This window comes from Kangsaoukella pontilimi (genome assembly GCF_009830125.1).
In the GTDB taxonomy this organism is placed as follows: Bacteria; Pseudomonadota; Alphaproteobacteria; order Rhodobacterales; family Rhodobacteraceae; genus Kangsaoukella; species Kangsaoukella pontilimi.
The window spans coordinates 554,669-572,716 of sequence record NZ_WUPT01000002.1; the positions used below are offsets into that span (position 1 = coordinate 554,669).

An 18,048-nucleotide genomic window follows, 5' to 3' on the forward strand; every position below is an offset into this window, starting at 1 on the left:
CGCGCTCTCGATGAACTGAGTGTGCCACAAAACCCGATTCCGGGCGAGCGAAAACTCAGATGACAACCGGGGCGAGTGACAGAAGAAGGAGCGCCGCCATTGTCCAGTTGAAGGCGGTGAGCCGCCGCTGGTCGGTCAGAAAGCGCTTCATCTCGACCCCAAGAAGGCACCATGCGCTGACCGAGGGCAGGTTGATCGATCCGAAAATCACGGCGACCACGAGGATGCCCAAGGCCGTATCGGAGGGTGCGTAAAGCGTCACGGCGGTCATTGCCATGGCCCATGCCTTGGGGTTCACCCATTGGAACGCGGCGGCCTGGAGGAATGTCATCGGCCGTCCGCCGCCATCCGTTCTTGGCGCTGCAGCATGGGCGAATTTCCAGGCGAGCCAGGTCATGTAGAGGACGGAGGCCACCGTAAGCATGGTGTCGAGGACCGGCATCGCCTGGAACGCGCCGGCAAGCCCCATGCCAACCAGGAAGACCATCAGGACAAAGCCCAGTCCGACGCCCAGCATATGCGGCAGCGTCCGGCGGAAACCGAAATTCGCGCCGGAGGTCATCAGCATCAGGTTGTTTGGCCCCGGCGTGATCGAGGTCACAAGCGCGAAGGCGGCAAGGGAGAGAAGCAGATCGGTCATGATCTTGCAATTGTCTGCTCTAATTGTAGATTTTTAATTGCGAAAATGGGCGTCATGCGCAAATAAATGCAATTAATGGCGAAGTTTGATGATATAAACGGCAGAATATTGCGCGAACTTGAGGCCGATGGACGGGTTTCGAATCTCGTGCTTGCCGACCGTGTCGGTCTGTCGCCTTCGGCCTGTCTGCGGCGGGTGCAGGACCTTGAGCGCTCGGGCGTGATCGCAGGATACCGGGCGGTGATCGACCGGAGCCGTTTGGGCATCGGGTTCGTGGCCTATATGGCGGTGGGTCTGTCGAAGCACACGAAAGAGGCGCAGGAAGCGTTCGAGCGCGCCGTTGCCCATGCACCAGAGGTGGTCGAGTGCCACAACGTCACCGGGACGGTGGAATACCTTCTCAGGGTCGAGGCGGCGGACCTTGCCGCCTACAAGGTCTTTCATACCGATGTCCTCGGCACGCTTCCGCAACTGTCGTCGATCACCACCTATGTCGTCATGGGGTCTCCCAAGGACAGAAGGGCGTGAGGATTGCGGCAATCGTGGAACAATGCCGGAGCGGTTTCTCAGACATCGGAGAAACGGGGTGCGTTTCCGCACGGTCTGACGCAGATTGTGCCGAAGACGACGAAGATGCGTCACGAGGAGTGAGCAGATGACGATCAAGGCATGGATCACTGCGCTGGCCGCGCTTTTCACCCTGTCGGCCTGTGGCGCCCAGTGGGGTGTCCGGTACGCCGACAACATCCCGGCCGAGACGTCCCGTTCCTGGAGACTGGCGGACGTCATCGCCGTGGTTCCAGAAACGCTCAAGGTATCCAACAATAACACCTATGCGCCAAGCGGCGACATCGTCTGGTGGGGTGAGCCCTATGGCGACCGCCGCGCGCAGGTGGCGCAGATCTTCGACGAGGCGCTGACACAGGGCGCGTCGGACCTGCGCGGCAGCCGTCCCGTGACGATCACGGCGACGGTGTCCAAGTTCCATGCGGTCACACCATCGGCCATCGCCTACGCACCCGCTGCGGTGCACAACATTTCGTTCACGATACAGGTCTTCGATGCGACAACCGCGCAGCCCCTGACGCCACCGGTCGAGATGGATGCCGATCTCGAAGCCTATGTCGGGGCCGCTGCCATGGCCGCTGCCATTCAGGGGCAGCCGCAGCGCGTGCGGATTGTCGAACACCTTGCAGCGGTCACGCGCGGGTGGTTGGGATTCGGTCCCGATCAGCGGCGCACCTTCCAGAGTATCGGACGCTAAGCCGCAGCAGCCGCTCTTGCCGCGACGCGGGATTGGTCCCATCTGACGGCTAGTCCGTCACAAGGGTCCGCCCATGCGCCAAATGCTTGCCCGCCTGATCTCGCACCGGCTGTTCGAGCCGGTGATCATGGTTCTGATCGTCATAAACGCCATTACGCTTGCGCTGGAAACAAGTCCGAGCGCCATGGCAGCGGCCGGCCCGCTTCTGATTGCGCTGGACCGGGCGATCCTTGCCATCTTCGTGCTGGAGCTCGCGGCGCGGCTGATTGTCGATTTCAGGGGCTTCTGGCGCGACCCGTGGCGCATTTTCGACTTCGCCGTCGTCGCCATCGCCCTCTTGCCCGCCACGGGGCCGCTGTCGGTTCTGCGCGCCTTCCGCATCCTGCGGGTGCTGCGGCTGGTCTCGACCGTGCCGGCGATGCGGCGGGTCGTGGCGGGCCTCTTGTCAGCCCTGCCGGGCATGGGGTCGATCGTGGCGCTGCTGGGCCTGATCTTCTTCGTTTTCTCGGTGATCTCGACCAAATTGTTCGCCAGCGCCTTTCCCGATTGGTTCGGTACCATTGGCGCCTCGTCCTATACGTTGTTTCAGGTCATGACGCTGGAAAGCTGGTCCATGGGCATCGTCCGTCCGGTGATGGAGGTCTACCCCTGGGCCTGGGTGCTGTTCGTGCCCTTCATCATCCTGACCGCCTTCGCCGTTCTGAACCTGTTCATCGGTGTCATCGTCGACGCGATGCAGTCGGAACATGCCGACGCCGCCCATGACGAGCGGGAAGCGATGAAAACGGAGAGCGCTGAAATCCTGTCCGAGGTGCGCGCCCTCCGGGCCGAGCTTGCGGCGTTGAAGGCGGAAAGATAGGGTCGCGCGCGAAAGGATCACGCGCATGAAGCTCTTCGTGGGACTGGGAAATCCCGGCGGCAAATACGCCCGGAACCGGCACAATATCGGCTTTATGGCCGTGGAAAGGATCGCCGATGATCACGGCTTTTCTCCGTGGCGCGGCAAGTTTCAGGGCAGCGTCAGCGAGGGCGTACTGGACGGCGAGAAGGTCGTGCTTCTGAAGCCGGAGACCTTCATGAACCTCTCCGGCCAGTCGGTTGGCGAGGCGATGCGCTTTTACAAGCTGACGCCCGCGGATGTGGTGGTGTTCCATGACGAGATCGACCTTGCCCCCGCCAAGCTGAGGGTGAAGCAGGGGGGCGGACATGCCGGACACAACGGTCTGAGGTCGCTCCACCAGCATATCGGTCCGGACTATGCCCGTGTGCGCATGGGCGTCGGCCACCCCGGCCACAAGGACGCCGTGCCGGGCTATGTGCTGAAGGACTTCCCCAAGGCGGATGAGGACTGGCTCGATGACATGCTGCGCGGGTGCTCGGACGGGGCGGCGGCGCTGGCCGGTGGCGATGCGGGGCGTTTCCAGAATGCCGTCGCGCTTAGGCTGAATCCGCCGAGGTCAGGCGGTGGTGGCAAGACCGAAAAAAGCGCTCCGGAACCCAAGGCCGCTCCCAAGGAAGATGCCCCTGAGGACGACGCGCGAAGCCCGCTTCAGAAGCTCGTGGACCGGTTCCGGTGAGCGTCCGCGACGCCTTTCACGAACAGATCGCCCATTGTGAGGCATTGGGCTCGCCGTTCATGGTCCGGCTCATGACGCTTCTGACCGCGCGGCTGAATAACGATACTGCCGTCGGCGCGCATGTGCTGGGCTGGGAAGGCGACCCTCGTCCGGGCGCGGACGGCCTGCCGCTCAGGCTGGCAGGTGCGCTTCATGCGCTCAGGCTTGAAGGGCTGGCGCTCGATGACGTTTACCCGCCGGCAGAGGTCAGCGACGATGCGCTCTGGTCGGGAATCGAAGCCGCGTTTCGCAACCATGAGACCCGTATCCTCGACTGGCTTTCCTCGCCGCCCCAGACGAACGAAGTGCGCCGCTCGGCTGCTATTCTTCCGGCGCTGGCGATGCTCAGCCAGGGCGATGACAGACCGGTCGCCCTTTACGAAATCGGGGCCAGTGGCGGGCTGAACTTGCGCTGCGATCAGTTCCGGATCGACGTGCCCGGTGGTTTCATCGGTCAGGCAGAGAGCCCCGTCCGGCACCGACCCGAGTGGGAGGGCAATGTACCGCCGCGTGACCTTCCGAAGGTCGTGCGCCGGGGCGGCGTCGACCTTGCCCCTGTCGACCCTCTGACCGAAGCGGGGCGGCTGAGGCTCTTGTCCTATCTCTGGGCGGATCAGCCGTTCCGGATCGACCTGACCGAGGGCGCTATCGCACTTGCCCGTCAACATCCGGCGGAGATCCTGACCGGTGACGCGGCGGACGGGCTGTCGCAGCTCTTGGGCACGCACCCGCCGGATGCGCGACCCGTCGTTTTCCACACCATCGCCTGGCAGTATTTCCCGCCCGAGACGAAGGCGCGCGTCCAGGAGGTGATGGAAGCCTCGCCCGTGCCTGTCGCGCGAATCGCGATGGAGCGTGATGGCGGCAATGGCGCGCTTGTGCGCATCTGGCATGACATCAGGGAAGAGCCTGTATCGGTGGCGCGGGTCGGCTTTCACGGACAGCGAATTCGTTGGGGTGACGCCCGATCATTTTGACCGTCCCGCGCCGCGCGCTAGCTGTCCTGCAGGGAACGAAAAAGGGATCAGCCCTGTGGAAAAGGAACCGCCGATCAACGTCCTGGGCGAGCCGCTTGAGCCGTGCTCGACGTCTCCTGTCACCGGCTTTTTTCGGGATGGCGCCTGCAATACCTGCGCCGAGGACCACGGCAGCCACACGGTCTGTGCGGTGCTGACCGCCGAGTTTCTCGCCTATTCGAAATATGTGGGTAATGACCTGACCACGCCCCGGCCAGAGTTTCGCTTTCCGGGGCTCAAGCCCGGTGACCGATGGTGCCTCTGCGCTGGCCGTTTCCTGCAGGCGGCCGAGGAAGGCGCCGCGCCCCGGATCAACCTTGCGGCAACGCATCGCCGGGCGCTGGATATCGTACCCATCGATGTGCTCATGGATCACGCCGCGGAAGAGTGATCGCCTGCGGTCTTGGATGCGGGTTTGTCCGGGACCGGCCCTTCATCCGCGACAAGGTCGTCAATGAACACGCTTAGAAGCTGGGCTCGTCCGCTGACACCCGCCTTCCGGTAGATCGCGGCCGTCTGCGCCTTGATTGTGCCGTCGCTGACGCCTCTCAGATCCGCGATGTCGTTGGTCGAGAAACCCTTGATCGCGAAAAGCGCTACATCCCGCTCCGCCGGTGTAAGGCCCCATTGGTCGAAATGTTCTTCCAGAACGGTCTGGAATGCGCTCCGCGCCTGCCGCAGGGATTTCTCGGCCCGCGCCGAGCGCGCCTGTGCCTGACGAAGGGCGATCACCCCGACGGCGACGCCCACCGTCAGGCCGATCGCCGCGCCGATTTCGATCAGTTCGTAGAGCTGCCAGTCGATGGGAGCGATGGGCAGGCCCAGCACCGAGATAAGGATCTGGCCGACGAAGAACACTGCGCAGAGCGCCTGAAGCACGAGGACGGCCCCAAGTACATATTTGCGCCTGCTGCGTCCTGTCGCCCGTATCCCGTCAGCCCCGCGCCTCATCAGTCGTCATCGTCGCTGTCGCTATCGCTGCCCGAGTTCGAGCCACTCCGATCCTCGCGATCGTCGTCGTCGTCACGATCATCGCGGTCGTCGTACTCGTAATCGTCGTCATACTCGTCGTCGTAATCATCATCATCATCATCGTCATCGGAGTGGCCGCCGCCCGATCCCGATGATCCGCCCTTGGCGTTCGACGTGATGATACGGATGTAGTCGCGCAGGATGACGCCGGTCGCAGGGTTCACGACGATCTCGCGGCGATAGTCCGGTTTGGTCGCGACAAAGCGCATCCGGCCCAGAAGAGTCCGGCTGATGCGGATCTGCTGATAGCCGTCCTCTGTCAACTCGACCACGATCCTGTCGCGCACGTTTTCGCTCTGCGCCGCGGCCACCGCGGGCGTGAGAACAAGCATCAGAGACAGGGCAAGTGCGCGAAACATGGTTTTCCAAACTTGAGGGGGCCCCTGCACGAATGCAAGAGCCCCGCCAATCAGACGACTTGGGTGGGGTCAGTCGTCGTCATCATCGTCGTCGTCGCTGCCAGAATTCGAGCCGCTGTTGTCATCGTCTTCATCGTCGTCGTGATCATCGTCATCGTCATCGTCATCGTCATCGTCATCGTCATCGTCATCGTCATCGTCATCGTCATCGTCATCGTCATCATCATCATCATCGTCGTCGTGATCATCGTCGTCGAGGAAATCGTCGCGGCGCGTATCGATCTGGACGCCGTTCCGTCCGACTTCGTCACCTTCGGCGCTTTCGCGTTCCTGCTTGAGGATCTTGCCGGTTGCGCGGTCATAGATGACTTCCAGCTTTTCGGTGCCACGGATCGCCTCGACCTTGACCTGGGTGGGGCCGTTCTTGATCTCGATGAACTGGTAGCCAAGGTCGGTCAGGTTCGCGACGATGGAGTCGTTGAACGTGTCGGCATGGGCCGCGCCCATCCAGATGGCGAAGGCGGTTGCGACGGGGATCGTTGTGGTCCGGAATTTCATATCAATGCTCCTTTGGGTGGGGCCACGAGACGTGACCTGAACAGGGCTGCAAACTGACGGACCCGCACCCGGACACCATTGGCATGAGGTTTAGGCACCGGGGAATAAACCCGGGAAATAAGGCCATAAACTCAGGTTTATGAGGCGCTGGAACGGAACAGGGCCGCCCCTTGGGACAGCCCTGTACCTCTGGAAAGCCTTGGAAAAAGGGTCAGTCGGCCTCATCCATGCCCCAACCGAGCGCACGCGCCACGGTGAAGATGTCCTTGTCGCCCCGCCCGCACATGTTCATGCAGATGATGTGGTCCTTGGGCAGATCGGGCGCGATCTTGGTCACATGGGCCAGCGCGTGGCTGGGTTCGAGTGCCGGAATGATGCCCTCTGTCTCGCAGCAGAGCTGGAACGCCTCCAGCGCCTCCTTGTCGGTGATCGCGACATATTCGGCGCGGCCGATATCGTGCAGCCACGAGTGCTCGGGCCCGATGCCGGGATAGTCGAGACCGGCCGAAATCGAGAAGCCTTCGAGGATCTGGCCGTCATCGTCCTGGAGCAGGTAGGTGCGGTTGCCGTGCAGCACGCCCGGACGCCCGCCGGTGAGCGAGGCGCAGTGCTCCATCTTCTCGTTCACGCCCTTGCCGCCGGCTTCGACGCCGATGATGCGGACGTCCTTGTCGTCGAGGAAGGGATAGAACAGGCCCATCGCGTTCGAGCCACCGCCAATTGCGGCGATTATCGTGTCGGGCAGGCGGCCTTCGGCGGCCATCATCTGTTCCTTGGCTTCCTTGCCGATGATCGACTGAAAATCGCGCACCATGGCGGGGTAGGGGTGAGGACCGGCAACGGTGCCGATGCAGTAGAAAGTGTCACGGACGTTGGTCACCCAGTCGCGGAGCGCGTCATTCATCGCATCCTTGAGCGTGCCGCGGCCAGAAGTCACCGGCACGACCTCGGCGCCCAGAAGCTTCATGCGGAAGACGTTGGGCTTCTGCCGCTCGACGTCATGGGCGCCCATGTAGACAATGCATTTCAGCCCGAACTTGGCGCAGACGGTGGCGGTAGCCACGCCATGCTGCCCCGCGCCGGTTTCCGCGATGATCCGCGTTTTGCCCATGCGGCGCGCCAGGATGATCTGCCCGAGCACGTTGTTGATCTTGTGCGCGCCGGTGTGGTTCAACTCGTCCCGCTTGAGGTAGATCTTCGCACCGCCCAGGCGCTCCGTCAGACGCTCGGCGAAATAGAGCGGCGAGGGGCGGCCCACATAGTGGGTCCAGAGATGGTTCATCTCGTCCCAGAAGCTCTGGTCGGTCTTGGCCTTCTCGTACTCTGCTTCGAGGTCCAGGATCAGCGGCATCAGCGTTTCGCTGACGAACCGTCCGCCGAACTGTCCGAAGCGGCCGTTCTCGTCCGGGCCGGTCATGAAGGAATTGATCAGATCGTCTGGCATGGTGTGCTCCCCGCTTGACCGCGATGGTCTAACGGGCGGCGGCGGAGAGTCCAAGGGGCATTGAGAAAAGACGCGCAAGATTCGCTGTCCGGCGGTCCAGTGTCCGAAGACACACGACAAATGCCGAACTTGCCCTATCTCTGGAAATACCGTTGCGCAGCCGGTGTCGGATGCCTATCGGAGATCAGGATTTAAGCCGCAGGATTTGCGACAGATGAAGAAACTGACTTGCGCCCTTCTGGCGACCGGACTTCTTGCCGGTTGCGCGACCACTGGCGGTCGGGATGGCGACTTTTTCCGTGAACTGCCCGAGGGCATGGCCGAGCTTGCCGCGCCGAACCAGGACCTCACGCGGGTGACACTTCTCGAAGAAGACAACTGCTTCTGGTACGAGCATGACGGTCCGGTCGAAACCACGCTTCTGCCTCTCAGAAGCAAACGCGGCCGCCACCTGTGTCAGGCGACGGCCGAAGAAAGCGCGTGATCGCGGGCTGGCGGCGTCAGCCCGCCAGCGTCCCGTTGACCGGGTAAAGATAGGCGCGCGCGCCGATCTCGACATTGTCGTAGAGCCCGATGATGTGCGCCATTACCATCCGCACGCAGCCCGAGCTTGCCCGTCCGCCGATCGAACGCGGCTGCGGCGTGCCGTGGATGCGCAGATAGGTGTCGCGGCGGCCTTCGAACAGATAGAAGGCGCGTGAGCCGAGCGGATTGGACGGGCCACCGTCCATGCCGTCGGCAAATTGCTCGTACTTGTGCGGTTCACGCTCGATCATGTCCTCGGTCGGTCGCCAGGTCGGCCACTTCTTCTTGACGCGGATCGTGTAGGTGCCCGGCTCGTAAAGGTTGCCGCGCGCGATAGCGACGCCATAGCGCATCGCCGTGCCCTGCCCGTCGATGTGGTAGAGATAGCGGGCCTTGGCATCCACGTGGATATCGCCGACACGCAGGTTCGAGCGCGCCTCGACCCGCTGCGGCAGAAAGCGCGAGTGGAATCCCCAGGGATTGGTCGTGAACGGATCGTAATTGGCGGGCGTCACGCGCGCGTCCCAAGTGGACCACATGCGGCTGTTCGAGACCGGTTGGCGCACCGGTTCTTCGATAACTTCGGCCAGTTCGGCCGCGGTGTCGCCGTCAGCGGCGGTGAGGGCCGGGTCAACTGCATCGGCGGGTAGCGTGACCTCGGCATCCTGTCCGAAAGCCGAAGTGGCGACGGGGGCCGAGAAGAGGGCGGTGGATGTCGCCAGGAAGTGGCGTCTCGTCAGCATGTGGTCAAATCCTGTTTCAGCGCGCAGAATCACTATATCTCGGTGCGGGATTCCGTCCTGTTAATGGACGGGTTTCCAGTAACAACTTCGCCAACGGCCAAGCATGGGCCGCGACTGTTGCCAGCCTGCCAACGCCGTCGGCGCTGCCGTTGTTCCAATGTCAGCGCGACGCGACGAACCCCATGATCTCTTTCGTGCGCGCCAAAATTGGCGCAGCAATAGCGTCAGCGCGCTCGGCACCACGGCCCAGAATGCGGTCGATTTCCGCCGGATCGGCCATGAGTCGGTTCATCTCGCCAGTGATCGGGGACAGTTTATCGACCGCCAGATCGGCCAGCATCGGCTTGAACTGCCCCCAGCCCATGCCGCCCACTTCCGACATGACGTCATCGGTCGACCGGCCGGAGAGCGCCGCGAAGATATCGACGAGGTTCCGCGCCTCGGGGCGTTCCTTCAGTCCGGCATAGTCCGAGGGCAGGGCCTCGGGGTCGGTGCGCGCCTTGCGGAACTTCTGAGCGATGGTGTCGGCATCGTCGCCCATGTTGATCCGGCTCATGTCCGAGGGATCGGATTTCGACATCTTTTTGGTGCCGTCGCGGAGGCTCATCACGCGGGTGGCGGGGCCTTCGATCACCGGCTCGGTGATGGGGAAGAAATCCACGCCGAAATCGTGGTTGAACTTGGCCGCGATGTCGCGCGTCAACTCGAGGTGCTGTTTCTGGTCTTCGCCCACGGGCACATGCGTGGCGTGATACAGCAGGATGTCCGCGGCCATCAGCGCCGGATATGCGAAGAGACCGAGCGAGGCGTTCTCGCTGTTCTTGCCCGCCTTGTCCTTCCACTGGGTCATGCGGCCCATCCAGCCCATGCGCGCCACACAGGAAAAGAGCCATCCAAGCTGGGCATGACCACTGACCTGGCTCTGGTTGAAGAGGATCGAACGTTCGGGATCGATGCCGCTGGCGATAAAGAACGCCGCCGCCTCGCGGGTGGCCGCCGTCAGCTTGGCAGGGTCTTGCCAGACGGTGATCGCGTGCAGGTCGACCATGCAATAGATGCACTCGTGCGTTCCTGCGTTCTGCATGTCCACGAAGCGCTTGAGCGCGCCGAGATAGTTGCCGAGCGTCAGCCCGCCGGACGGCTGAATGCCGGAAAAGACGCGCGGAGTGAAAGCGGCCTCGGTCATGGGTCGATCCTTTGTTTCGCGGTGGATTTTCGCGTCCACGCGGCTTACCGAGAGGGGGCAGGCCCGTCAAGAAAGGCAATCGCACGATGTCCGACCGAGAAGAGATGCAGCCGCTGGTCAACCCGTTGCCCCCTGCGGTGGCGGCACTGGCGCTCGCCATCTTTGCGGTCGAGGTCGTGCTGTCGGCAGGCGCGCGCGGGTATGTCGGCGGGGCGGGCGGTGTTGGTTGGCGGCTTGAGACGATCCGGGAATTCGCCTTCTTCGCTCCGGTTCTGGAGGCCATGATCGAAACCGGGCAGTGGCCGCCCGAACATCTGGCGCGCTTCGTGACCTATCCGTTTGTGCATTACGGCTTCGTTCATGCGCTGATGGTGATCGTCTTCCTGCTGGCCCTTGGCAAGCTCGTGGGCGAGGTCTTCGGCAATTTCGCCGTGCTTGTCCTGTTCGTGGCCTGCGGAGCCTTCGGGGCGTTGGTCTTTGCCGGGCTGACCGGTGATCCGCGCCCGCTCGTCGGCGGCTATCCGTCGGTCTACGGGCTGATCGGGGCCTACACTTTCCTTTTGTGGACAAGCTATGGCGCGGCGGGTCAGAACCAGTATCGCGCCTTCACGCTGATCGGCTTGCTCCTCGGTATCCAGCTTGTGTTCGGTGCCTTGTTTGGAGGCACATACGACTGGGTTGCCGAGATCGCCGGCTTCGCCATGGGCTTTGCTTTGACCCCGGTTCTGGCGCGTGGTGGGTTTCGGAGGCTATTGGCGCGCCTTCGGCAGCGATAGTCAGAGGTTACCGGCGGAAGGCGGCCTTGAGATCGCTCTTCTGAAACGCGCCGATTGCCAATCCGACCGTCGCATAAACGGCGATACCGATTGAGACCAGAATGGCCAGCCCCACGAACTTGAGACCGGGTGTCTCGATCAGCGGCGACAGGGTGAACTGTCCCACCCAAAGCGCCGCGCCCATGACGGCCGACGCGCCTACGATCCGCCAGACCCGTTTGCGGAAACGTTCGTCCGTGACGGCGGCGTCTCCCATGGCGCGCGATCCGCGCCAGAGCAGGAACAGCATCGCCCAACCCGCTATCGTCGTGCCGATGGCGGCGGCCATGAAGCCGATGACGGGGGCGAGACCTATCGCGACGCCGGCATTCACGAAGAGCGCCACGAGCGCGTAGAGAAACGGGCGCTTCGTGTCTTCCCGCGCGAAGTAAAGCGGCTGCACAACCTTCTGCAGAACGAAGGCCGGCAGGCCAAGCCCGTATATGGCGCAGGCGAGTGCCGTGGCCGCTGTATCGTCTGCCCCGAAAGCACCTCGCTGGAACAGGACTTCGACCAGCGTGACCGGAATGACCAGAAGCGCGACGGCGGACGGGACGGCCAGAGCCAGCGACATCTCGCCCGCCCTGTTGAAGGCGTTCTTGCCGCCTGCCGTGTCCTCGGCCTGCAGGCGACGTGAAAGGTCGGGCAGAAGCACGATACCGATAGCGATGCCGACGACTCCGAGGGGAAGTTGGTACAGACGGTCGGCATAGCTGAGCCAGGCGATGGCGCTGTCGAAAAAGCTGGCCACCTGTCGGCCCACCAGCAAGTTCACCTGCACCACGCCGCCTGCCAGCGCGGCAGGGGCGGCGATCACGGCAAGGCGTTTCAGCTCCGGTGTCCAGACCGGGCGTTTGGGTCTGAGGGGGAAGCCCGCGCGCGCGGCCGCCCACCAGACCAGCGCCAGCTGCGCGATTCCAGCCACGACGACTCCCACCGCGAGCGCGGAGCCGAAGGCCGCACCGTCCTGCGCAGGGTTGATGAAGGTGCCGGTGATCACGCCGGTTTCCACGCCGATCATCGTCCCGATCAGGATGATATTGAGAAGAACAGGTGCCGCGGCCGCAGCGATGAACCGGCCGGACGCGTTCAGGACGCCTGACAAGAGCGCGGCGAGAGAGATGAACAGGATGTAGACGAAAACGATCCGGCCAAGCGTGACGGTCATCTCGAAGCGCGGATCGCCCACGAAGCCCGACGCCATCGCCAAAACGAGCCAGGGCATGAAGATGGTGGCGAGGATCGTGAACAGGATCAGGATCGCCGCCAGACCTGCGAATGCGTCCCGCGCGAAGGACTGCGCGCCCTCGCCAGCTTGCAGCTTTTTCGAGAACATCGGCACGAATGCCATGTTGAACGCCCCTTCCGCGAAGAAGCGACGGAACATGTTCGGAAGTGCGAAGGCCACCAGGAACGCCTCGGCCACCGGGCCAGTGCCCATCCATGCGGCGATCAGGATGTCCCGGATAAACCCGAATATCCGGCTGAGCAGGGTCCAGAGACCCACAGTCATGAAACCCCGCGCCAGCCCGATGGGTGCCATCAGGAGCGGGCCCGTTCGGCGCCGGCCTCGATCGCGTCGCGCAGGCGCTTTTCAAGGGTCCGCTGCTTGGACGCGCCGTAAAACTTAAGGCCGAACATGTCCTTGACGTAGAACGAGTCGACAACCTGTTCGCCGTAGGTCGCGATCACGGCGCTCGCGATATAGACGTTCGATTCCGCAAGAGTCCTGGTCAGGTCGTACAAGAGACCGGGTCGGTCGCGGGTGTCGACTTCGATGATTGTGTAGATGTCGGAGCCTTCGTTGTCGAAGGTGATCGACGTCGGCACGTTGAAGGCCTTTTCGCGCTTCTTCATCTTGTCGCGGTCGACAAGCGACTTCCGGGGCAGAACCTCGCCATGCAGCGTCCGTTCGATCATCGATTTGAGGCGCGGATGCCGCGACGCGTCATAGGGCGACTCTTCCGCGTCCTGCACCCAGAACACGGCCGTGGCGTAGCCGTCGGACGAGGTATAGGTCCGCGCGTCGACCACGTTGGCTCCCACGAGCGCCAGCGCGCCGGCGAGCCGCGAGAAGATGCCCGGATGGTCGGCCAGCGCGAAACAGACCCGCGTGGCGTCGCGGTCTTCGTCGGGCATGAGGTCGATCCGGATCTGATCGTCCTCGATATCCTTGAGCATGTTGGCGAAGACCACCTGAGTCTCGGTCGTTAGCCCCTGCCAGTAGGGGCCATAGTGACGGCCCGTTTCCTTGCGAAGCGCCTTGGCATCCCAGTCCGACAGCGCCTCGCGGACGGCGCGCTTGGCCTCCGCCTCGGCGCTTTCGCGGTTGACCGCCTCCAGCCCCTGTTCCAGCGCCACCGCCGTCTGACGGTATAGCGCCCGGAGGAGTTGCGCTTTCCAGTTGTTCCAGACACCCGGCCCGACGCCTCGGATATCGCAGACGGTCAGAACCGTCAGAAGGTCTAGCCGCTTCTTGGTCTTCACGGCCTTGGCGAAATCACGAATGGTGCGGGGTTCGGCAAGGTCACGCTTCTGCGCCATGTCGGACATGAGAAGGTGATACCGGACCAGCCATTCCACCGTCTCGACTTCGGATTTCTTGAGGCCCAGGCGTGGCGCCACGCGGCGCGCGATCTGTGCGCCCAGGACCGAATGGTCCTCGGGCCGGCCCTTGCCGATGTCGTGGAGAAAGAGCGCAGTGTAGAGCACCTTCCGGTCAACGCCCTCTTTCAGGATGCGGCTGGCGATGGGCAGTTCCTCGACCAGCTCCTCGCGCTCGATCTGGGCAAGGGTCGAGATGCACTGGATGGTATGCTCGTCCACCGTGTAGCTGTGATACATGTTGAACTGCATCATCGCCACGACCGGCGCGAATTCCGGGATGAAAGCGGCGAGCACGCCCAATTCGTTCATCCGCCTGAGCGCCCGCTCGGGGTTGCCGTGTTTCAGAAGCAGATCGAGGAACAAGCGCGTCGCCTCTGGTGACGAGCGCATCTCGTCGTCGATCATGTGCAGGTTGGCCGAGATCAGCCGCATGGCGTCGGGGTGGATCAGGTACCCGGTGCGGAGCGCCTCTTCGAAGATGCGAAGAAGGTTCAGCTTGTCCTTCAGGAACCGTTTTTCCCCCGAAATCATCAGGCGCCCGTGTTTCAGGACATAGCCGTCCTTCAACTGTCGGCGGCGCCGGAACATCGTGAAGGGCGATGCGGCGCGTTTCACGTGGCTGGCTTCGAGCGCGGTCAGGAAAATGCGCGTGACCTCGCCCACCGAGGTGGCGTGGCGGAAGTATTCCTGCATGAAGTGTTCGACACCCCGCCGGCCCGCCCTGTCCACATAGCCCATCCGCTGGGCGACCTCGACCTGAGCATCGAAGGTCAACTGGTCCATGGCCCTGCCTGCGACAAGATGCAGGTGACAGCGCACCGCCATGAGGAAGGCTTCGGCGGCCACGAAACGGTCGAACTCGTCCTTGCGGAAGAGGCCGAGGTCCACCAGCTCGGCGGCATCATCGACGCTGTAGATGTATTTCCCGATCCAGAAGAGAGTTTGGAGGTCGCGCAGCCCGCCCTTGCCCTCTTTCACGTTCGGCTCGACCATGTAGCGCTGTCCGCCCTGCTTGCGGTGCCGCTCGGCTCGCTCGGCCAGCTTGGCCTCGATGAAGTCCGAGGCGGTGGACTTGAAAAGATCCTTGTGGAGCTTGGCCTTCAACTCGTCGGCCAGCGCACGATCGCCATCCAGAAAGCGATGCTCCAGAAGGGCGGTTCTGATGGTGTAATCCTCGCGCCCGAGGCGAATGCAGTCCCGGATCGTCCGGCTGGAATGGCCCACCTTCAGATGCAGGTCCCAGAAGACGTAGAGCATCGACTCGATCAGGCTTTCGGCCCAGGGTGTCGTCTTCCACGGCATCAGGAACAGAAGATCCACATCCGAAAAGGGAGCCATTTCGCCCCTGCCATAGCCGCCCACGGCGAGGACGGCGATCCGCTCGCCCTCGGTCGGGTTCGGGTTGGGGTGAAGCCGCGTCTGCGCCACATCCAGAACGGTACGGACCACGCCATCCGTCAGATAGGCATAGGCGAGCACCGTCGGCCGCGCCGATTTCGGTGCCTCCGCGAATTCAGCGGCGATGCGGTCGCGTCCCGCGGCGATCGCGGCTTTCAGTACCTGTACGGTAACGGTCCGGACTGCGCGCCCGTCGCTGTCGCCGTCCAGTTCGGCGTCGATCGCCGCACGGACGGCGGCGGCGTCAAAGATCTCTTTGGCGGGTGCGATCAGGTCGACCGCTGGGTCCTCGGCGGGGCCGGGCTCAGAGGCCAGCGCCGCCGAAGCTTCTTGGAGCGGGGTCAATCACGATCACCTGGTTGTTCTGGATTTGCGCCACGGCGAGGCCGCGCTCGTTCGTGCCGGACCGGAAGAAGCGGAACGGGCCGCTAACGCCGGCAAAGCCCTGGCCCTGGGTCAACGCCTCGGCGGTCAGGGCGTTCGAGTTGCCCTGCGCCACCAGCGCGCCGATGGCGGCGATCCCGTCATAGGCCAGCCCCGCGACGGGCGAAGGCAGCGCGCCGTAGGCCGCCTGATAACGTGCGTTGAAGCGCGCGGTCAGACCGGGCGACGGGGTGGCGAACCACGCGCCCTGCAGCCCGCCGAGGCTGAGCGCGCTTGTCGGGATATCAAGGCGCTGAAGACCGATAAACTGGGCGTTGTCAGCGTCGACCCCGTTTTCCGGCAGAAGCTCGGCCAGGAATGGCAAGGCGCCTGATGTGCCTGAGGTCACGAAGACCGCACTGGCGCCGGAGCTGCGATAGCCATTCGCGATCTGGGGGATCGCATCGATAACGCCCTGTTGCGACAAGGCGAAGCTGCTGGTTCCGGCAAGGCGCGCGCCATTCGCGGCGATGGACCGCTGGATCGCATCGCGGCCGGATTCTTCGGCCGGATCGGCGGCATGTACGATGTAGATGTCGCCCTTGCCCTGGGACTGTGCGTAGCGGACCAGCCGGTCTGCCGACGTCTGGAACGTGTTGCCCAGGATAAAGACGTTGCCGCCGGCGACTGAAGGGTTGTTCGAGAACGCAAGCACGTTGACGCCTCGTCCTGCGGCCACCTGACCTGCTGAAGCGGCGGCTTCGGCGAAGAGCGGTCCCACGAAGATGCGCGCGCCGTCATCCAACGCCTGCTCTGCGGCGGCGGCGGCACCGGCGGCGGTCCCGCCCGTGTCGTAGACGCGCAGATCGATCTCGACGCTCTCCAGATCGCCTGCCGCAAGCCGGGCCGCATTTTCGAGTGAGACGGCAAGGGAACCAGCCGATGCAGAACTTTTCGGCACGAGGAGCGCTACGGGAACGGCGCGGGAAGTGTTGATCAACGGTCCTCCGCCGATGGTCGGCACGTCGCATGCGGCCAAACCGACCAATGCGACCGCGCCTGCGATCAGGGACAAGGCCTTGCGGCGAAGGGACAAAAGCGCGACCATCTCATTACCTCGCTGACAGGGCGACCGGACTGGCGCGACCCTAGGGATATTCACGGATCAAGTAAATCGCGGAGGGCGTGTGACAAACCAAACCGGCGTCGAGCCGCTTCCGCCTGCGCTATACATGGTCGCGACACCGATCGGGAATGCACGCGACATCACGCTCAGGACGCTTGATATCCTGGCTGCGGCCGATGTGTTGGCGGCCGAGGATACGCGATCTCTTCGGCGTCTCATGGAGATCCACGGCGTCGCGCTCGGAGACAGACGCGTGCTGCCTTACCACGACCACAACGGCCCCAAGATGCGTCCGGTGATCCTGAAGGCCCTGATGGAAGGCAAGTCGGTGGCCTATGCCTCCGAGGCGGGCACGCCCCTTGTCAGTGACCCGGGCTATGCGCTGGTCAGGGACGCGGCGGCGGGAGGGCATGCAGTGACGGCGGCGCCAGGGGCCAGCGCCGCGCTGGCGGCGCTCGTGGTGGCCGGGCTGCCTAGTGACCGTTTCACCTTCGCCGGCTTCGCGCCAAGCGGTGCCACGACGCGGCGGGCCTTCTACAGGGGATTGGCAGAACTCACCGGCAGTCTGATCGTCTACGAGACGCCGAACCGGCTGGCCGACAGCCTTGAAGCGGCAGCCGAGGGGTTGGGAGCCGATCGTCCGGCGGTCATCTGCCGCGAACTGACCAAACGCTTCGAGGAGGTGCGGCGCGACACCTTGGGTGCGCTCTTGGATCAGGTGCCGGACATGACGCTGAAAGGCGAGGTCGTTCTGGTCATCGGACCTGCGCCTGATCGGGAAACTTCGGAGGCCGATATCGAAGCGGCCATGGCGGAGGCGATGCAAAGCCTTCGACTGAAAGAGGCGGCGGCAGAAGTGGCCGAAAGACTGGGCATCCCGAAGCGGGAGGCATACGCCATGGGGCTGAAACTCAAGGGCGATTAAACGAATATTCACTGGCCTGGGCGTACACCACACTTGAGACTGGAGGTGTCCTGATGAGTTTTCATGATCGCGGATTGACGAACTATCACGCGGGGCTTGCCGCGGAAGACGTGGTCTGCCGCGAGTACTGCGAAGCGGGTTATAGCGCGGCTGCCCGCCGGTGGCGCGGCAGGGGTGGCGAGATCGACCTGATTTTCCGCCGCGGTGCCGAGGTGATCTTCGTCGAGGTCAAGAAATCGCGCGACTGTTTCCGGGCGGCGGAAAGCCTGACGCGCCGCCAGATCGGGCGCATCTCCGCCGCCGCAGAGGAATTTCTTGCCCGTGAACCGCAGGGGCTTCTGACGCCGGCACGTATCGACGCCGCCTTCGTGGACAGCCATGGGCGAACAGCAGTGGTGGAGAATATCACCATGGGTTAGGCGGCCACGACG

Annotated in this window: 20 protein-coding genes; 10 read left to right on the plus strand and 10 right to left on the minus strand. The window is 63.5% G+C overall.

Annotated features, from left to right (window positions below; translation table 11 throughout):
• Positions 1-55: 55 nt before the first annotated feature.
• Positions 56-640, minus strand: coding sequence for a LysE family translocator (locus GQ651_RS12210; protein ID WP_160764528.1), 585 nt, complete (start codon positions 638-640; stop codon positions 56-58).
• 75 nt (positions 641-715) lie between these two features.
• On the opposite strand from GQ651_RS12210, the gene GQ651_RS12215 reads away from it, so the two are divergent.
• From GQ651_RS12215 to GQ651_RS12240, 6 genes are all read left to right on the plus strand, one after another.
• The gene (locus GQ651_RS12215; RefSeq protein ID WP_160764529.1) at positions 716-1,168 is read left to right on the plus strand and encodes an Lrp/AsnC family transcriptional regulator; all 453 of its coding nucleotides are present in this window, start codon (positions 716-718) and stop codon (positions 1,166-1,168) included.
• A gap of 127 nt (positions 1,169-1,295) precedes the next feature.
• On the plus strand, positions 1,296-1,904 hold the full coding sequence (locus GQ651_RS12220) for a DUF6778 family protein (RefSeq protein WP_160764530.1): 609 nt from the start codon (positions 1,296-1,298) through the stop codon (positions 1,902-1,904).
• 73 nt (positions 1,905-1,977) lie between these two features.
• On the plus strand, positions 1,978-2,763 hold the full coding sequence (locus tag GQ651_RS12225; protein ID WP_160764531.1) for an ion transporter: 786 nt from the start codon (positions 1,978-1,980) through the stop codon (positions 2,761-2,763).
• A 25-nt stretch (positions 2,764-2,788) separates the two neighbouring features.
• The gene (gene pth / locus GQ651_RS12230; protein ID WP_160764532.1) at positions 2,789-3,481 is read left to right on the plus strand and encodes an aminoacyl-tRNA hydrolase; all 693 of its coding nucleotides are present in this window, start codon (positions 2,789-2,791) and stop codon (positions 3,479-3,481) included.
• Positions 3,478-4,497, plus strand: a complete 1,020-nt coding sequence (locus tag GQ651_RS12235) for a DUF2332 domain-containing protein (protein WP_160764533.1) — start codon at positions 3,478-3,480, stop codon at positions 4,495-4,497. Before pth ends, GQ651_RS12235 begins: the two co-directional genes overlap by 4 nt.
• Before the next feature lie 55 nt (positions 4,498-4,552).
• Positions 4,553-4,927 (plus strand): DUF2237 family protein, encoded by a 375-nt coding sequence (locus GQ651_RS12240; RefSeq protein ID WP_160764534.1) that lies wholly within the window; start codon positions 4,553-4,555, stop codon positions 4,925-4,927.
• On the opposite strand, the gene GQ651_RS12245 is transcribed toward GQ651_RS12240, so the two are convergent.
• The 4 genes from GQ651_RS12245 to trpB all read right to left on the minus strand — a co-directional run bounded on the left by GQ651_RS12245 (position 4,909) and on the right by trpB (position 7,929).
• Positions 4,909-5,487 (minus strand): helix-turn-helix transcriptional regulator, encoded by a 579-nt coding sequence (locus GQ651_RS12245; protein WP_160764535.1) that lies wholly within the window; start codon positions 5,485-5,487, stop codon positions 4,909-4,911. The genes GQ651_RS12240 and GQ651_RS12245 overlap by 19 nt on opposite strands.
• On the minus strand, positions 5,487-5,927 hold the full coding sequence (locus GQ651_RS18750) for a hypothetical protein (RefSeq protein WP_227258157.1): 441 nt from the start codon (positions 5,925-5,927) through the stop codon (positions 5,487-5,489). Before GQ651_RS18750 ends, GQ651_RS12245 begins: the two co-directional genes overlap by 1 nt.
• Positions 5,928-5,996: 69 nt before the next feature.
• The gene (locus tag GQ651_RS18755) at positions 5,997-6,485 is read right to left on the minus strand and encodes a PepSY domain-containing protein (RefSeq protein ID WP_227258158.1); all 489 of its coding nucleotides are present in this window, start codon (positions 6,483-6,485) and stop codon (positions 5,997-5,999) included.
• A 211-nt stretch (positions 6,486-6,696) separates the two neighbouring features.
• The gene (trpB, locus tag GQ651_RS12260) at positions 6,697-7,929 is read right to left on the minus strand and encodes a tryptophan synthase subunit beta (protein ID WP_160764537.1); all 1,233 of its coding nucleotides are present in this window, start codon (positions 7,927-7,929) and stop codon (positions 6,697-6,699) included.
• A 214-nt stretch (positions 7,930-8,143) separates the two neighbouring features.
• Here trpB and GQ651_RS12265 point away from each other — a divergent pair, with 214 nt between their 5' ends.
• Positions 8,144-8,413 (plus strand): hypothetical protein, encoded by a 270-nt coding sequence (locus GQ651_RS12265; RefSeq protein WP_160764538.1) that lies wholly within the window; start codon positions 8,144-8,146, stop codon positions 8,411-8,413.
• Positions 8,414-8,429: 16 nt separating this feature from the next.
• Here GQ651_RS12265 and GQ651_RS12270 read toward each other — a convergent pair whose 3' ends face one another.
• Positions 8,430-9,197: a L,D-transpeptidase gene (locus GQ651_RS12270; RefSeq protein WP_160764539.1), complete on the minus strand. Its 768-nt coding sequence runs from the start codon at positions 9,195-9,197 to the stop codon at positions 8,430-8,432.
• A 160-nt stretch (positions 9,198-9,357) separates the two neighbouring features.
• The gene (gene trpS / locus GQ651_RS12275) at positions 9,358-10,383 is read right to left on the minus strand and encodes a tryptophan--tRNA ligase (RefSeq protein ID WP_160764540.1); all 1,026 of its coding nucleotides are present in this window, start codon (positions 10,381-10,383) and stop codon (positions 9,358-9,360) included.
• An 86-nt stretch (positions 10,384-10,469) separates the two neighbouring features.
• Between trpS and GQ651_RS12280 the strand changes: the two genes are divergently transcribed.
• Positions 10,470-11,159: a rhomboid family intramembrane serine protease gene (locus tag GQ651_RS12280; RefSeq protein WP_160764541.1), complete on the plus strand. Its 690-nt coding sequence runs from the start codon at positions 10,470-10,472 to the stop codon at positions 11,157-11,159.
• 7 nt (positions 11,160-11,166) lie between these two features.
• Here GQ651_RS12280 and murJ read toward each other — a convergent pair whose 3' ends face one another.
• From murJ to GQ651_RS12295, 3 genes are read right to left on the minus strand one after another with little or no spacing between them, the layout of a single operon-like run.
• On the minus strand, positions 11,167-12,741 hold the full coding sequence (murJ, locus tag GQ651_RS12285; protein WP_160764542.1) for a murein biosynthesis integral membrane protein MurJ: 1,575 nt from the start codon (positions 12,739-12,741) through the stop codon (positions 11,167-11,169).
• The gene (locus GQ651_RS12290; RefSeq protein WP_160764543.1) at positions 12,741-15,548 is read right to left on the minus strand and encodes a [protein-PII] uridylyltransferase; all 2,808 of its coding nucleotides are present in this window, start codon (positions 15,546-15,548) and stop codon (positions 12,741-12,743) included. The genes murJ and GQ651_RS12290 overlap by 1 nt, the downstream gene beginning before the upstream one ends.
• Positions 15,508-16,674, minus strand: coding sequence for a penicillin-binding protein activator (locus GQ651_RS12295; protein WP_160764544.1), 1,167 nt, complete (start codon positions 16,672-16,674; stop codon positions 15,508-15,510). Before GQ651_RS12295 ends, GQ651_RS12290 begins: the two co-directional genes overlap by 41 nt.
• Before the next feature lie 124 nt (positions 16,675-16,798).
• On the opposite strand from GQ651_RS12295, the gene rsmI reads away from it, so the two are divergent.
• Entirely contained in the window at positions 16,799-17,617 is an 819-nt protein-coding gene (gene rsmI / locus GQ651_RS12300; RefSeq protein ID WP_160765149.1) for a 16S rRNA (cytidine(1402)-2'-O)-methyltransferase, read from the plus strand.
• 53 nt (positions 17,618-17,670) lie between these two features.
• The gene (locus GQ651_RS12305; RefSeq protein ID WP_160764545.1) at positions 17,671-18,036 is read left to right on the plus strand and encodes a YraN family protein; all 366 of its coding nucleotides are present in this window, start codon (positions 17,671-17,673) and stop codon (positions 18,034-18,036) included.
• Positions 18,037-18,048 lie beyond the last annotated feature (12 nt).

Coding starts and splice junctions, on each gene's coding strand:
- pth (WP_160764532.1), top strand. CDS start 2,789: ATGAAGCTCTTCGTGGGACTGGGAAATCCCGGCGGCAAATACGCCCGG.
- GQ651_RS12295 (WP_160764544.1), bottom strand. CDS start 16,674: ATGGTCGCGCTTTTGTCCCTTCGCCGCAAGGCCTTGTCCCTGATCGCA.
- GQ651_RS12305 (WP_160764545.1), top strand. CDS start 17,671: ATGAGTTTTCATGATCGCGGATTGACGAACTATCACGCGGGGCTTGCC.
- GQ651_RS12225 (WP_160764531.1), top strand. CDS start 1,978: ATGCGCCAAATGCTTGCCCGCCTGATCTCGCACCGGCTGTTCGAGCCG.
- rsmI (WP_160765149.1), top strand. CDS start 16,799: ATGGTCGCGACACCGATCGGGAATGCACGCGACATCACGCTCAGGACG.
- trpB (WP_160764537.1), bottom strand. CDS start 7,929: ATGCCAGACGATCTGATCAATTCCTTCATGACCGGCCCGGACGAGAAC.
- GQ651_RS18750 (WP_227258157.1), bottom strand. CDS start 5,927: ATGTTTCGCGCACTTGCCCTGTCTCTGATGCTTGTTCTCACGCCCGCG.
- trpS (WP_160764540.1), bottom strand. CDS start 10,383: ATGACCGAGGCCGCTTTCACTCCGCGCGTCTTTTCCGGCATTCAGCCG.
- GQ651_RS12280 (WP_160764541.1), top strand. CDS start 10,470: ATGTCCGACCGAGAAGAGATGCAGCCGCTGGTCAACCCGTTGCCCCCT.
- murJ (WP_160764542.1), bottom strand. CDS start 12,741: ATGGCACCCATCGGGCTGGCGCGGGGTTTCATGACTGTGGGTCTCTGG.
- GQ651_RS12265 (WP_160764538.1), top strand. CDS start 8,144: ATGAAGAAACTGACTTGCGCCCTTCTGGCGACCGGACTTCTTGCCGGT.
- GQ651_RS12270 (WP_160764539.1), bottom strand. CDS start 9,197: ATGCTGACGAGACGCCACTTCCTGGCGACATCCACCGCCCTCTTCTCG.
- GQ651_RS12210 (WP_160764528.1), bottom strand. CDS start 640: ATGACCGATCTGCTTCTCTCCCTTGCCGCCTTCGCGCTTGTGACCTCG.
- GQ651_RS18755 (WP_227258158.1), bottom strand. CDS start 6,485: ATGAAATTCCGGACCACAACGATCCCCGTCGCAACCGCCTTCGCCATC.
- GQ651_RS12215 (WP_160764529.1), top strand. CDS start 716: ATGGCGAAGTTTGATGATATAAACGGCAGAATATTGCGCGAACTTGAG.
- GQ651_RS12245 (WP_160764535.1), bottom strand. CDS start 5,487: ATGAGGCGCGGGGCTGACGGGATACGGGCGACAGGACGCAGCAGGCGC.
- GQ651_RS12220 (WP_160764530.1), top strand. CDS start 1,296: ATGACGATCAAGGCATGGATCACTGCGCTGGCCGCGCTTTTCACCCTG.